Raw genomic sequence first — 14,168 nt, forward strand, 5'->3', positions numbered from 1 at the left:
CCAAAGCAAGGCACCCCTTAAGAATTATACGGCAAATATAGTATTTGATTTGGAATATGAGGAATTGGGGAAAACGGATTAATGGGGCTGTCATGTTGAGGCACTCGAAGCATGGCGCGGGTGGCTTATCCTTCGACGGAGCTCAGCATGACAGCGCTCGAAAATAATCATCTCGTTTAATCGCGTTTCCAGCCGTCTGCTGTTTTTGTATAAAAAAAAGTTCTTTCCCTGCCAGTGCCGCACCAATCCCCATTTTCAATGTATTCGCGTATAAACAATTTATTTGTATGTGGATTATATTGAGGATACGATATGCACATATAACCCCAACCGTACTTTTTGTGCCATTTGGAAAGATTCGAGATCGAATGTCGATCTAAATTCTCTATACCTGCAACTATTTGAGTATTTATCAAATGTTTGCTATTCCATCTATAAGAGCTGTCATAAAAATTTGGTGACGGCGGGTAAAGTTCAATACTCTGTTTTTTAGCTTGGTATTCTTTGGTTAAACGAATGCTATCTCTTTCAAATATTTCTTTAAAATCACCTCCCATTAATGGGGTTATAGAAATTTTGCGCCCGGTAGGTATGGTATCTAATCGCGGCAAATAATATTTGTTGATAAATGAGTAAGCTTCCGTGCTATCCAATGGCCTGAAATCGGTCATAATCCGAAGTTTTGCCAAGGTATCGTTTAATTTTTGTGCAGCGTGGTCACTTTTCGAATGGCAGCCGGTAAGCACTATTATTAGTAGCAGGAATAATTTGCGCATCATTTATTTTCATTTTCTAAGCTAAGTAGTTTATCGAAATTTTATAAGTTTTATAAAGAATTTCTCGCGTTAGTGGTAATAGCGGATATCGGCCCGTGACTAATGCCCGTGCAGTATGAGCGGATAGCCCGACCGAAGGCAACGCCTATATTTGATGAGTGAAAGAGTGATTATGAGTGAGACAGAGACCTGAACTTAAAACATTCTGTTAATTCTTACATTCTGAAGATTCTGGTTCAAGACCGGACGCAGTTGGCCAACCTCTATGCTTCGACGGAGCTCAGCATGACAACACACAATAAATTATCGCAAAAGATCTCTCACTATCGTTCGAGATGACAAATATGAAAGTGGAAAATATTCCGTTTTCGGAAAAAAATCCGATACTATTTTCCATAATTCCGCACATTTTCTACACTTTTGCAGACTTTGACAATTTAAGAAGCTATGCTCAGAACACACACTTGCGGCGAATTAAACATCAGTAACTTAGGTGAAACAGTAACCTTAACCGGATGGGTTCAGAAATCGCGCGATTTAGGCGGTACAACTTTCGTTGATATCCGCGATCGTTATGGTTTAACGCAATTAGTTTTTAATACAGATACCGATGCTGCACTGCGCGAGCAGGGCCGCGGGCTTGGTCGCGAGTTTGTGATCAAGGTTACCGGTAAGGTGTTAGAACGCTCTAACAAAAACACAAAGATCCCTACCGGCGAAATTGAAATCGCTGTTGAGGGTATCGAAATATTAAACGAGGCTAAAATTCCTCCATTCCTGATTGAGGATGATACCGACGGCGGCGAAGAACTGCGTGCTAAATATCGCTATTTGGATTTACGCCGTGCGCCTATCCGCAACAACCTCATCCTGCGTCATAAAATGGCACAGGAAGTTCGCCGTTATTTAAGCGATCTGGACTTTATTGAGGTGGAAACCCCGGTATTAATTAAGTCGACCCCGGAAGGTGCGCGCGACTTTGTAGTGCCAAGCCGCATGAACCCGGGCGAGTTTTATGCCCTGCCGCAATCGCCGCAAACATTTAAGCAATTGCTGATGGTAAGCGGTTTCGACCGTTATTTCCAAATTGTGAAATGTTTCCGTGACGAAGATTTACGTGCCGACCGTCAGCCTGAATTTACCCAGATTGATTGTGAGCTTTCTTTCGTAACCCAGGAAGATATTCTGAATATATTTGAAGGCCTTACTCGTCACCTGTTCAATAAGGTGAAAGGTATTGAACTAAACGAGTTCCCGCGCATGTATTATGCCGATGCCATGCGTTTATATGGATCAGACAAACCAGACCGCAGATTCGGGATGGAGTTTGTAGAAATGAACGATCTGGTAAAGGGCAAAGATTTCAGCGTATTTGATAATGCCGAACTGGTGGTTGGTATCAACGCCAAAGGTGCTGCGGGTTATACCCGTAAGCAATTAGATGAGCTGACCGAGTGGTTAAAACGCCCTCAAATTGGTGCTACTGGCTTAATATACATGCGTTACAATACCGATGGCACATTAAAGTCATCAGTGGATAAATTCTTTAACGAAGACGACCTGACTAACTGGGCTGCTGCTTTCGGTGCAGAGCAAGGCGACTTAATTTTAATTCTTGCCGGTAATACCGATAAAGTACGTAAGCAAATGAACGAGCTGCGCCTGGAAATGGGTACGCGTTTAGGTTTGCGGGATAAAAATACTTTCGCACCGCTTTGGGTTATCGATTTCCCGCTGTTGGAGTTTGATGAAGAAAGCGGCCGTTACCATGCCATGCACCATCCGTTCACTTCGCCTAAGCCAGAGGATATTGCCCTGCTGGATACTAACCCGGGCGAAGTACGCGCCAATGCTTATGATTTAGTAATTAACGGTACAGAAATTGGTGGTGGATCTATCCGTATCCACAATAAAGATCTGCAAGGCTTAATGTTTAAACACTTAGGCTTTAGCAAGGAAGAAGCGCAAAAGCAATTCGGCTTCCTGATGGATGCCTTTGAATATGGTGCACCTCCGCATGGTGGTATTGCTTTTGGTTTCGACAGGCTGGCTTCCATCTTCGCCGGACTGGATTCTATCCGCGATGTGATTGCCTTCCCTAAAAATAACTCGGGCCGCGATGTAATGATAGATTCACCATCAACCATTGCAGATGCCCAAATGACCGAATTGAAAATTAAGACTACTGTTTAATAGTCCGAAATAAAGCACGCCTGAAAGTCCGGAAGAAATATTTTTTCTCTTTCGGACTTTTTATTTAAATCCAGCGTTACAATTCACGGTAAACAAACGTACAGACACAAAAACAAAATCCCGGACTCTCGGTCTTTCCGACTTCCGGACTCAAAACACACATGAAAAAATATCTATTCCTACTTTTAACAGCCGTAGTTGGCCTGGCATCGTGCAGCAAAAAAGACGATTCGACAACATCTACTTATGATGCCACTGCCCAGGCAGCTAAAGACGACGCCACCATTCAGGCCTTTATTAAAACTAACAACATTACCGCAGTGAAAGACCCGTCAGGCGTTTACTACCAGGTGGTAATTGCAGGAGATGGCGCCTACCCAACCGCTACTTCAACTGTAACCGTTAACTACAAAGGCTACCTGCTCGATGGTACTTTGTTCGATTCGGGCAGCAGCTCTACCTTCTCGTTAACCAGCGTTATTGCAGGCTGGCAGTACGGTATTCCGCATATTAACAAAGGCGGCCGTATCAGGCTGCTTATCCCTAGCACGCTTGCTTACAAAAATACCGCATCGGGTAAAATACCTGCAAACTCGGTGTTAGACTTTACGGTAGATCTGATCAAGTTTTAACTCAACTATATAATATGTCAAAAGCGGCCCTAAAAGCCGCTTTTGCTGTTTAACGCCCCTGCATCGTATCAGTATTTTCATTATCTTACGGTCTCAACTAACTTACTGAAGCATAATGAAAAAACTTTACCCCTTAGTATTCTCATTTTTATCCTTAAGCGCTTTTGCGCAAACCCCGGCTAGGCACGCTACCGTAAGCAAAAAGGCCGATGCCCTGGAGCAAAAGGTAATTGCCTGGCGCCGCGACTTTCATGAGCACCCCGAACTGGGTAACCACGAGGTGCGCACGGCAGATATTGTAGCAAAGCACCTTCAATCTTTAGGGATCGAAGTTAAAACAGGCGTAGCGCATACCGGCGTAGTGGGTGTGCTTAGGGGCGGCAAGCCCGGTCCGGTTGTAGCGTTGCGTGCCGATATGGATGGTTTGCCGGTTACCGAGCGGGTAAATATCCCCTTCGCCTCTAAAGTAAAAACCATGTATAATGGCAACGAGGTGGGCGTAATGGCGGCCTGTGGGCACGACTCGCACGTGGCGATATTAATGGGTGTTGCCGAGATATTGGCATCTATGAAGAACGACCTGCACGGTACAGTAAAATTCATATTTCAACCTGCTGAAGAAGGGCCGCCTGCCGGTGAAGAAGGTGGTGCTGAACTAATGGTAAAAGAAGGTGTATTGGAAAATCCAAAGGTCGACGTGATTTTTGGCCTGCATATCAACTCACAAACCGAAGTTGGCAAAATAGGCTATCGCCCGGGTGGCACAATGGCTGCGGTTAATGATATGCAGATTGTGGTTAAAGGGCGCTCGTCGCACGGTGCATACCCTTGGAGCAGTATCGACCCGATTGTGGTTTCGGCACAAATTATTAATAACCTGCAAACCATTGTAAGCCGCAACCTGGATGTTACCCAAAACGGAGGCGTGGTAACTATAGGTGCTATTAATGGCGGCAATAGATCTAACATTATCCCCGAAAAGGTAGAAATGCTGGGCACCCTGCGTGCACTAAGCGCTGCTGACGAAAAAATGCTGATAGAACGCGTTAAAACCATAGCCACCAAAACCGCTGAAGCAAACGGCGCAACTGCCGAGGTTAAAATTCCGTACAGCAATCATTACCCAGTAACTTATAATGATCCAAAGCTTACCGCCCAGATGCTGCCTACACTGCAATCTGTTGCGGGTGCCGATAACGTGCTGTTACGCCAGGCGGTAACCGGTGCGGAGGATTTTAGCTTTTACCAGCAAAAAGTACCCGGACTGTTCTTCTTCTTAGGCGGCATGCCCAAAGGCGGCGACCCGATGAAAGCGCCACCGCACCACACCCCCGATTTTTATATTGATGAGAGCGGATTTACATTGGGTGTGAAAGCATTATGCGATTTGACGCTGGATTATATGGGTGGGAAGGGTAAATAACGACTCTCTCTATTTTGTCATTCTGAACGATAGTGAAGCATCTTCTTCGCAATGCTAGTCCGGCTTACATGGCGAAGAAGATTCCTCGTACCTCGGAATGACATTTTTTGAAATCATTATATTTTTAAAGTTTACTCTGTGCTATTCGAAGTCTCCGGGCTTCGAACTACTTTGCCGATAGTCTTCAGGCTATATTTACAGCTGTCCGGCGTTGTAACGCTGAGTATGGCGGGAGGAAACGGACGGACGAAGGAGATATTGCCAAGTTACCCCATCAACAAGTCAACCTAATCTTTCTTAAACTCATACGGCGTATACTCAATAAAATCGGCCACTTTAACATGTAGGCCGGTTACTTTGCCGTTTTGCACATTGAACGGGAACACCGCCCTGCCAAATTCCGGATCAGAGAAAATAGCGAAAAAGCGATTGCCTCCCAACGGTTGCAGCTTGGCATACATGCGTTGATGATGTTCGAAACGCACCTCCAGATCGTTGTTTTCGCCCTTGCTTACGGTAAGGTTGCCGTACAGTTCGTTAGTGTATTTTCCAGTATAGCTGTTTAAGGATAGCGCTGGTTTTAAGTTAAGCGCCACCGAATCGCGTAGTTTTTGGTTGGCCTGCAATTCGTTGTTGTAACGTAATTTGAAACCGGCAAGGTATTTTTCGCTGTAATCCTGAAAAGGGCGGTTAAAGTAGGCGTCGAGTATCTCCCAGCGCAATGCTTCGTACAGGCTGTTTTGGTCGCTGTTGGTTAGGATGATAATACCCAGGTGTTCCGAGGGCACCAGCGTAACCGACGATACGTAGCCATTAACACCACCATCGTGCATTACTAATCGCTTGCCGTCATAATCCTGCAAAAACCAGCCTAAGCCATACAGCTCGTAATAGCTTTCGCCGGTAATGCGTTTACCGCTCGATACAATATCCTGCGCCTGGCGGGTAGCTTCAATGGCTGCTGTTGGTATCACTTGTCGTGCACCAACTTTGCCCTGATCTAACAAGGAGAAAACCCATTTACTCATATCCTGCGCCGAAGAACTGATAGCCCCAGCCGGTGCCAGGTTATCTAATTGAGGGAATGGTATGGCTACCAACCTACCGTCGACCAGGGTATGTGCCGAAGCCTTGTTGATAGATTTCGGAAAATCGGCGCTGAGCAATAAAGAGTTAGTCATGCCCAGTGGTGCAAAAATATTTTCTTTTATATATTGCTCCCAGGTTTTGCCCGTAATACGTGGGATGATTTCGCCGGCCGTTACAAATGCAGCATTAGTATACCCCCATTTAGTGCGGAACTGATAAGGCGCTTTTACGCTTCCTAGTTTAGCCATTACTTCGCCACGGGTTAAGTTGCTGGTCCAGTAAGTAAAGTCGCCCTGAAACGTTCCTATGCCCAAGCGGTGGCAAAGCAGATCGCGGATGGTAACCTCTTGTGTGGCTAATTTATTTTCGAGTTTAAAATCTGGGATGTACTTGGTTACCTTATCGTCTAACGATAACTTGTGTTGATCTTGTAGCATGGCCAGCGCGGTGGCGGTAAAAGCCTTGGTGTTGCTGCCAATCATAAAGAGCGTGTTCTGGTCTACCTTGGTTGGCACCCCCAGCTCTTTAATACCGTAGCCCTTTAACAGCACAATGCGATTATCTTTTACAATACAAACTGCTGCACCGGGAATACGCCAGTTGGTTAGCGCGCGGTTAATATAATTATCGATACTATCGGGGATAAATCTACTGCGGTTAACATTTTGTGCCTGTGTTGCATGGCTCGCTATTAATAAAATCAGTAAAAATCCCGAAAAAACATGGGAGCGCTTCTTCATAGGTCGATAAAATTAGATATTTACAAACTACTTTCGATACTTAGTAACGAATCTGATACAATTTTGATCTAAATGAATATTAAAAAATGTTTTACCCCCGCAATTGCCCTAGCGTTTGTAATGGCAGTTGGAAACACCGCTAATGCCCAAAGCGACACCCAATGGACTAAAGATGGCTACCACTATTACGACCTGAAGAACGGCAACATTATGATTGATGATGCCCGCGACGATGCCAAAGCAACCGTATTGCTAAGCCGGAGCAAGCTCGCCCTCAAGAATAATGATACGCTGAAGATCCGCAGGTTTGAAGTTTCTGCCGATGGAAAAAAGATCCTGATCAACAACAACACTAAAAAGGTTTGGCGACGCGATACACGTGGCGATTACTGGTTGTACGACCTTACGACCAACAAGCTGAAACAAATTGGCGCAGCCAGACCGGTATCATCTTTAATGTTTGCCAAAATATCGCCCGATGGCAATAAGGTAGCCTACGTAAGCGAGCATAACCTCTTTGTAGAAGATATTGCTACCGGCGCCACCAAGCAATTAACTACTGACGGCACTACACGCCTCATTAACGGTACGTTCGACTGGGCTTATGAAGAAGAGCTGGATTGTCGCGATGGTTTCCGTTGGTCGCCTGACAGCCGTTCTGTTGCTTATTGGCAAATTGATGCCCGAAAGATCCGTAATTACCTAATGTTGAATACAACTGACTCAGTTTACTCACATGTTGTGCCGGTTGAATATCCGGTTTCGGGTACCGACCCCAGTGCTTGTAAAGTAGGTGTGGTAAACATTGCCACCGGCAAAACCAATTGGATGAAAGTGCCGGGCGATGCCATACAGCATTACATCCCAAGAATGGAATGGGCTGGCAACTCAAACGAGTTGATCTTGCAGCAATTAAGCCGTCCGCAAAATGAAAGTAAGATTTTTATTTGCAATGTATCCAACGGCATAGCTCGGTTAATCAGCACCGACAAGGACAAAGCTTGGGTTGAAGTAAAGGAAGAGCCGATTGGTTGGGATTGGGTTAACAACTACAAATCCTTTATCTGGGCCAGCGAAAAAGACGGCTGGAAACACCTTTACAAAATAGACCGCGATGGGCAAGAGAAACTATTAACCAAAGGCGATTACGACGCCATAAGCGTAAGCCTGATAGACGAAGCCAACGGTTTTATTTACTTCATAGCGTCCCCCGAAAACCCGATGCAGCGCTACTTGTACCGCGTTAAATTAGATGGCAGCAGCACCGTGCCTGATCGGATTACCCCGGTAGATCAACCAGGTACGCATGGCTATGAAATGTCGCCTAATGGCAAACTGGCTTTGCATAACTTCTCAAATATTTATACCCGTCCGGTGTCGGAAGTCATTAATATACCGCAGCACCAACACATCAGCGGCAGCTTAATTAAGGTTGATCCGGCGGCTGCAAAAAATAAAGCAGAGTTTTTCAGGGTGAAAACTGTTGATGGCATCGACATTGATGGTTGGATGGTTAAACCAACCAATTTCGATCCTGAAAAGAAATATCCTGTTGTATTTATGGTTTATGGCGAACCTGCTTCGCAAACCGTGACAGATCGGTTTGGTGCATCGCGTAACGGCTTGTACAAAGGCAGCATGGCCGATGATGGGTATATCTACATTTCAGTTGACAACCGTGGCGCACCGGCCCCGCGCGGCCGTGAGTGGCGCAGGTCTATCTACAAAAACATCGGTACGCTTAACATTCGCGACCAGGCCATGGCTGCTAAAGAAATCCTGAAATGGAAATACGTTGACAGTAGCCGCATAGCCGTTTGGGGCTGGAGTGGTGGTGGTTCATCAACATTGAACCTGATGTTCCAATACCCGGAGATCTACAAAACAGGTATCGCCATAGCAGCAGTTGGCAACCAGCTTACCTACGATAATATTTACCAGGAGCGCTATATGGGCGTACCAACCGATGCCGACGGCCGCGCGCCATTTGTCAAAGGTTCGCCTATTACTTATGCTAAAAACCTAAGAGGTAACCTGCTGTATATTCATGGCACGGGCGACGATAACGTACACTACGATAACGCCGAGCAACTGATTAACCAACTGGTAAAGTATAACAAGCAGTTTCAGCTAATGTCGTACCCTAACCGCACTCACGCCATAAGCGAGGGGGAAGGTACAACGGAACATTTACGCACACTGTTTACACAGTACTTGAAAGAACATTGTCCTCCGGGAGGCAGATAAGCGAAATAAAAAATCCCTTCGGCATACCGGAGGGATTTTTTATTTCTTGCCTGTTACAATTTGTTGAGCTGCTGCGTATTGATTAAAAACCAGCAATTATGAAACCGATCGCAGCTTTAATTTTAGCAGTAGTACTGTTTGCTTTTGTAGCAGGGTGTAAAAAGGATTCGTCTAAATCCAATAATGGGGGCATTGAAGGCACCTGGGCCAATAAGCAAATTTATCCAAATGCAACAGCCCGGGCTACAACGTATACATTTAATAGCGACGGCAAATTTGAAATAAAACAGAGTGCATTCGATCCGGTTAGCGATAAATTATTGGGTTATTTTTACAAAAGCACCGGCAGCTATACGCTCACAACTAATCAGTTAGCATTTAGTAATGTAACTAACTATGCTATTAAGGATAATGGCACTACTCCCGTTCCCGAAGATCAATTGGTGGCACTAAGCGGACAAGGTGCTGCAAACACATATACATATGCTTTCAATGCAAAAAAAGACTCGTTAGCCTTAACTATCAATTGCCCCCCAAATGCCAGCTGCATAGGTTTGCAATGGTACAGAAGGCAATAATAACGCCGTTGCCCTGTTTTTTATCAGTTAACTTTGTTCAGGGTAAACCCGTCAATATTGATAGTACTTACGTTCCCGCTTATTGGGTCTAAAGTAAAGCTTACTCCTCCTTTGCCATACGCTATGTTGCTGTAATTACCAACAAAAGTATCGTAGTGCCAGTGGGTTACAGTAGCCGTGAGTATGTGATTAATATCTACCACCAGCGAGTCTTTATCAACCTTAACATTTACTTCGCCATATAGCGGGTCGGTGTATTTACTGGCATAATCACTTAGGGGCAGTGAAGGCTTGGTTCCCATCACGCGCTTGGCAATTGTCTCTTTTTCTACTTTGTCTTGCTTTTCTTGTATTCCCTTGTAGAGCTTTAAAAAGTCGGCGCTCCAATCGGTTTCACCACCGAGTGCAAAGGTGTCGAAGGCCCTGAACATCAGGGCGTGACGTAACTCGGCATGGTCGAGGTTGGCTAATAGGTACACCCCCATTTTTTTATCAACCAGCATGCCGTTAATGGCAATAAGTCCGCTTAAACTACCGGTATGGAAGTTAACCATCTGCCCTTTATAATCCTGCTGAAACCAGCCCATGCCATAAGTTTCCCAATGCGGGTGGGTTAGCTGGGCTGTAGGATAAAATTCTTCTTCAGTTACTAATGTGTGCGGTGCTAACAAATAAGCCCAGGTATCCGCTTTTAATAGGCGTTTATTGTCGCCGTACTTTGTACTATCCAGCATGCATTGTAACCACCTGCCCATATCATCCACGCACGACCATACACCTCCGGCAGGGCCTATCTGATCGGTTGCATCCAGCGGTACCTTTTTAATCACACTGTCTATCTTCATATGGGCCGATGTTAAATTATCCAACCCTTTAGTGTCTTTAATTGAGGCTACGGTGCGGGTCATATGAAGCGGCTCGAAAATTTGGGTTTTAATAAAGGTTTCCCAAGGCATGCCGCTTGCTTTTTCTATTACTTTTCCTGCTGCCAGGTAAAACATGTTTTGATAAACAAAACCCGAACGGAAGCTATACTGAGGCTTAACTAGCCTCAGCTTGCGAAGCATTTCGTCCGATTTAATGTCCATCATGCCCCATAAATAGTCGGTGTTGCCCACGCCGCTATCGTGCAAAAATAAATCGCGCACGGTGAGCTCCCGGGTTGCATAAGGGTCATACAGCTGAAAGTCGGGCAAATAGTCAGTTACCTTATCCTCCCAATGTAGTTTTCCTTCGTCAACCAAAATGCCCGCGCAGGCAGCAGTCATAGCTTTTGTGGTAGATGCTATACCGAACATCGTTTGCGTATCAACCATACCGGCTTTCCCTTTCTCTAATACGCCATAGCCTTTCTTAAACACAACCTTATTGTCTTTTACCACAATAATGGCCAGGCCGGGCACTTCCCAATCGGTAACACCTTTTTGTACATATTGGTCGAAAGCGGCAATCTGTTTGGCCGACTGCGCCATTCCAAAAACGGGAAAAAGAAAAGAGAAAAGGAGATAAGTAAAGTGATATTTCATTCTAGGCTAATTTGTTTTGTTAAGATAAACCAAAAAGCCCGTAAAATAAAAAAGCCCCGATGATTATCAGGGCGTTATGCGATTGTTTGTGATTGCTTAAAATGGGAGATCATCTTCCCCGTCGGCGCTAAAGCCGGTGCCCATTTCGCTGGGTTTAAATTGCTTTACCCCTTCGCCTTCAAAATCACTTTTGCGGCCAAGCATGGTAAAGTTTTCGGCAACAACTTCGGTGGTGTATTTTTTAATACCTTCTTTGTCTTCAAAAGAGCGGGTTCTTAACTTGCCTTCAATGTAAACCAATTTTCCTTTTTGCAAATACTTGGCTGCAACATCGGCGAGGCCGCGCCACATAACAATATTGTGCCATTCGGTTTGTTCAAGCTTCTTCCCATCTTTGCTAAAGGTCTCTGAGGTGGCTAATGGAAAACTTGCCACAGCTACTCCGCCTTCCAGGTGACGTATTTCGGGGTCTTTACCTAAATGGCCTACGAGTATTACTTTGTTAATTCCTGACATAATGGTTTATTACAAGAGGGAGAGATTGTTTTCTAATTTAAAAAATTAGTTAAAAATAGAAAAATGATTTGTGGCATGGCAAGATTTTTTAATTTTTCTTCGTTTGCGTAAAACCATTCTTGTTTTAATTTAATCTCCCTGCTGTTTAAAATTATAAAATTAATATTTAATCGCTGGTGCGTAAGTACATGTTTGTGCGGACCAGAAACTTCTGAAACCTGAGGAGTATGGCCGAAATATTCAATCGATTCGGCAAGGTTTAATACTTCATACGCGTTCATATTCTCAGATGTTTCAATCATCGGCATATCGTACATATTAGCCCATATGTCTTTTGGTCCCCGCTTGTTCATCAAAATCTCACTGCCGTTGGTAACCAAAAAATAATGAAAGTAACGTTCGCGAACCTTAACTGTTTTAAGTTTTTGCGGTAGTTGCGTTGTTGCATTGTTTAAAAAGGCATAGCAATCTGTTTTTATAGGGCAAATGCCACATGCTGGGTTTTTGGGCTTGCATACCAAGGCCCCTAACTCCATCATAGCTTGGTTGTGTAAACCCGGATGCTCCATGTTTAACACATCGTTTGCTGTTTGCTGAAAAAGCTTTTTGCCGGCGGGCGAATTAATCGGTTCACTAATGCCGAAGTAGCGGGCGAGTACTCTGTACACATTACCATCAACAACAGCCTTGGCTTCGTTGGCGGAAAATGAGGCGATAGCCGCAGCTGTGTATTCGCCAACTCCTTTGAGTTTAATTAGCTCGTTATATTGCGTTGGAAACCTTCCCTTATAATGCTCATTTACAAGCCTCGCGGTGGCTAACATGTTGCGGCCGCGCGAATAATAACCCAGCCCTTGCCATAATTTCAGGATATCATCCTCAGTAGCAGCGGCAAAATCGGCAACGGTTGGGTAGCGCTCTAAAAAGCGATAAAAATAGGGCATTCCCTGCTCCACCCGGGTTTGCTGTAGGATGATCTCGGAGAGCCAAATAGTGTAAGAATCAGTGGTGTTACGCCACGGTAAATCGCGTTTGTTGCTGTTGTACCAGCTGGTAATTTCATTAGAAAAACTCATTGTAAACAAAAGTAGTTATTGTCAGCCGAATGGCATTATCCAGCCATTTTAAGGCATAACAAAAAAAATACACCGTTTTATTTCGATGTTTCCAGATAAAGCCATACTTTTGCAACCCCAAAACAGTTAAGTAGTTATCATATAATTAAAGAAAAATAAGGTATGACCAAGGCAGAGATTATAGCTGAGATCTCATCTAAAACAGGTATCGAGAAAATGGACGTTCAAGAAACTGTTGAGGCATTTTTTAAAGTAGTAAAAACCTCTATGGTAGGTGGCGAAAATGTATACGTGAGAGGTTTCGGTAGTTTTGTAGTTAAGAAAAGAGCGAAAAAAACAGCCCGTAATATTTCAAAAAATACTGCCATCATTATACCAGAGCACTTTGTTCCAAGTTTTAAACCAGCAAAAACTTTTGTTGAGAAAGTTAAGACTGGTAACAAAACCAAATCAAGCAAATAATTTATAGCAATTAAGATGAATAAGAAGCAAATAGTTATCATCCTCGCAGTTATTGTGGTTGTGGGCTATTTGTATTCTTTACCGGTTAAAGGGTTGGTGAAACCAAAAGACGAATCGGGGCACGCTAATGGGGTAATGGCCGATAAGGGCAGCCGCCCTGTAGCCCAGGTTAGTGTTGAGATGGTATCAGCAAGTGCAAAAGCTGCAATTGGTCCGGCTTTGGCCGCAAAAATTGCAACACTGGAAGATCAGTTGAGCAAAGCCCCCGAAGGCGAAGCGAAACTGGCCGTTAAAAAACAACTTGCCAAACAATGGGATGATGTTAATCAGTTTGCACCTGCAGGCTTCTACTATCTGGATCTTGCCCGCAAGAGCAATGATTTTGATCAGTGGCTTAATGCCGGTAACCGTTTTAACGAAGCTTATAAATTTACGCAGGATACTGCCGTGCAACCTGCTTATGTAGCTAACGCTGTAGAAGCATTTGAGCATGCCCGCAAATTAAAACCAGCAAACCTTGATGCAGAAGTCGGCTTAGGCGTTGCCTATGTAAACGGCGGTGCACCAAGCCCTATGCAGGGTATAGGTTTATTGCTGGATGCGGTAAAGCAAGACCCAACTAACCGTAACGCTAATATGAACCTGGGCCAGTTTGCAATTAAATCTGGACAGTATGATAAGGCGGTGCAAAGGTTTAAATCGGTAATTGCGCAAGGGAAACCTGATATTGAGCCTTATTTCTACCTGGCAGAAAGCTATAAGCAGCTAGGTATGAAAAAGGAAGCTGTAGAAGCTTATGAAAAATGCAAGGAAATGACCGGCGATCCGGCCTTTAACCAGCGCATTGATCAGTTTATCAAAGAATTAAAAGATTAATTAACAATAAAAAAAATTAGACTATGCCAAGCGG

12 protein-coding genes are annotated in these 14,168 nt (G+C 44.4%); 7 read left to right on the forward strand and 5 right to left on the reverse strand.

The annotated features are described in order from the left end of the window. Positions 1-176: 176 nt before the first annotated feature. On the reverse strand, positions 177-779 hold the full coding sequence (locus tag GSY63_RS09575; protein ID WP_166585561.1) for a hypothetical protein: 603 nt from the start codon (positions 777-779) through the stop codon (positions 177-179). Positions 780-1,223: 444 nt separating this feature from the next. Here GSY63_RS09575 and aspS point away from each other — a divergent pair, with 444 nt between their 5' ends. The 3 genes from aspS to GSY63_RS09590 all read left to right on the forward strand — a co-directional run bounded on the left by aspS (position 1,224) and on the right by GSY63_RS09590 (position 5,024). Continuing rightward, positions 1,224-2,969 carry an aspartate--tRNA ligase gene (gene aspS / locus GSY63_RS09580; RefSeq protein WP_166585562.1) on the forward strand — a complete coding sequence of 582 codons (1,746 nt, stop codon included), beginning with the start codon at positions 1,224-1,226 and terminating at the stop codon, positions 2,967-2,969. A gap of 161 nt (positions 2,970-3,130) precedes the next feature. Beyond that, the gene (locus GSY63_RS09585) at positions 3,131-3,601 is read left to right on the forward strand and encodes an FKBP-type peptidyl-prolyl cis-trans isomerase (RefSeq protein WP_166585563.1); all 471 of its coding nucleotides are present in this window, start codon (positions 3,131-3,133) and stop codon (positions 3,599-3,601) included. A 115-nt stretch (positions 3,602-3,716) separates the two neighbouring features. Further along, on the forward strand, positions 3,717-5,024 hold the full coding sequence (locus GSY63_RS09590) for an amidohydrolase (RefSeq protein WP_166585564.1): 1,308 nt from the start codon (positions 3,717-3,719) through the stop codon (positions 5,022-5,024). 287 nt (positions 5,025-5,311) lie between these two features. Here the strand turns inward: GSY63_RS09590 and GSY63_RS09595 are convergent, their stop codons facing one another. Next, a complete protein-coding gene (locus GSY63_RS09595; RefSeq protein ID WP_166585565.1) occupies positions 5,312-6,853 on the reverse strand; it encodes a serine hydrolase in 1,542 nt (513 codons plus the stop codon). Positions 6,854-6,973: 120 nt separating this feature from the next. Here GSY63_RS09595 and GSY63_RS09600 point away from each other — a divergent pair, with 120 nt between their 5' ends. Together GSY63_RS09600 and GSY63_RS09605 are read left to right on the forward strand one after the other, a co-directional pair. Beyond that, positions 6,974-9,100, forward strand: a complete 2,127-nt coding sequence (locus tag GSY63_RS09600) for a S9 family peptidase (RefSeq protein ID WP_243749194.1) — start codon at positions 6,974-6,976, stop codon at positions 9,098-9,100. Between the two features lie 98 nt (positions 9,101-9,198). Beyond that, positions 9,199-9,678: a hypothetical protein gene (locus GSY63_RS09605; RefSeq protein WP_166585567.1), complete on the forward strand. Its 480-nt coding sequence runs from the start codon at positions 9,199-9,201 to the stop codon at positions 9,676-9,678. 23 nt (positions 9,679-9,701) lie between these two features. On the opposite strand, the gene GSY63_RS09610 is transcribed toward GSY63_RS09605, so the two are convergent. The 3 genes from GSY63_RS09610 to mutY form a co-directional block, all read right to left on the reverse strand. After that, positions 9,702-11,204 carry a serine hydrolase gene (locus GSY63_RS09610; protein ID WP_166585568.1) on the reverse strand — a complete coding sequence of 501 codons (1,503 nt, stop codon included), beginning with the start codon at positions 11,202-11,204 and terminating at the stop codon, positions 9,702-9,704. A gap of 96 nt (positions 11,205-11,300) precedes the next feature. Next, positions 11,301-11,720 carry a single-stranded DNA-binding protein gene (locus tag GSY63_RS09615; RefSeq protein ID WP_243749195.1) on the reverse strand — a complete coding sequence of 140 codons (420 nt, stop codon included), beginning with the start codon at positions 11,718-11,720 and terminating at the stop codon, positions 11,301-11,303. Between the two features lie 32 nt (positions 11,721-11,752). Continuing rightward, a complete protein-coding gene (mutY, locus tag GSY63_RS09620; RefSeq protein WP_166585569.1) occupies positions 11,753-12,796 on the reverse strand; it encodes an A/G-specific adenine glycosylase in 1,044 nt (347 codons plus the stop codon). A 162-nt stretch (positions 12,797-12,958) separates the two neighbouring features. Here mutY and GSY63_RS09625 point away from each other — a divergent pair, with 162 nt between their 5' ends. Next, positions 12,959-13,258, forward strand: a complete 300-nt coding sequence (locus tag GSY63_RS09625) for an HU family DNA-binding protein (protein WP_166585570.1) — start codon at positions 12,959-12,961, stop codon at positions 13,256-13,258. A gap of 15 nt (positions 13,259-13,273) precedes the next feature. Further along, complete coding sequence (locus GSY63_RS09630) at positions 13,274-14,134, forward strand: tetratricopeptide repeat protein (protein WP_166585571.1); 861 nt, start codon at positions 13,274-13,276, stop codon at positions 14,132-14,134. The last annotated feature ends 34 nt before the right edge of the window (positions 14,135-14,168 follow it).

It is taken from the genome of Mucilaginibacter agri, assembly GCF_009928685.1.
GTDB classification, from domain to species: domain Bacteria; phylum Bacteroidota; class Bacteroidia; order Sphingobacteriales; family Sphingobacteriaceae; genus Mucilaginibacter; species Mucilaginibacter agri.

Coding starts and splice junctions, on each gene's coding strand:
- GSY63_RS09575 (WP_166585561.1), bottom strand. CDS start 779: ATGATGCGCAAATTATTCCTGCTACTAATAATAGTGCTTACCGGCTGC.
- aspS (WP_166585562.1), top strand. CDS start 1,224: ATGCTCAGAACACACACTTGCGGCGAATTAAACATCAGTAACTTAGGT.
- GSY63_RS09585 (WP_166585563.1), top strand. CDS start 3,131: ATGAAAAAATATCTATTCCTACTTTTAACAGCCGTAGTTGGCCTGGCA.
- GSY63_RS09590 (WP_166585564.1), top strand. CDS start 3,717: ATGAAAAAACTTTACCCCTTAGTATTCTCATTTTTATCCTTAAGCGCT.
- GSY63_RS09595 (WP_166585565.1), bottom strand. CDS start 6,853: ATGAAGAAGCGCTCCCATGTTTTTTCGGGATTTTTACTGATTTTATTA.
- GSY63_RS09600 (WP_243749194.1), top strand. CDS start 6,974: ATGGCAGTTGGAAACACCGCTAATGCCCAAAGCGACACCCAATGGACT.
- GSY63_RS09605 (WP_166585567.1), top strand. CDS start 9,199: ATGAAACCGATCGCAGCTTTAATTTTAGCAGTAGTACTGTTTGCTTTT.
- GSY63_RS09610 (WP_166585568.1), bottom strand. CDS start 11,204: ATGAAATATCACTTTACTTATCTCCTTTTCTCTTTTCTTTTTCCCGTT.
- GSY63_RS09615 (WP_243749195.1), bottom strand. CDS start 11,720: ATGTCAGGAATTAACAAAGTAATACTCGTAGGCCATTTAGGTAAAGAC.
- mutY (WP_166585569.1), bottom strand. CDS start 12,796: ATGAGTTTTTCTAATGAAATTACCAGCTGGTACAACAGCAACAAACGC.
- GSY63_RS09625 (WP_166585570.1), top strand. CDS start 12,959: ATGACCAAGGCAGAGATTATAGCTGAGATCTCATCTAAAACAGGTATC.
- GSY63_RS09630 (WP_166585571.1), top strand. CDS start 13,274: ATGAATAAGAAGCAAATAGTTATCATCCTCGCAGTTATTGTGGTTGTG.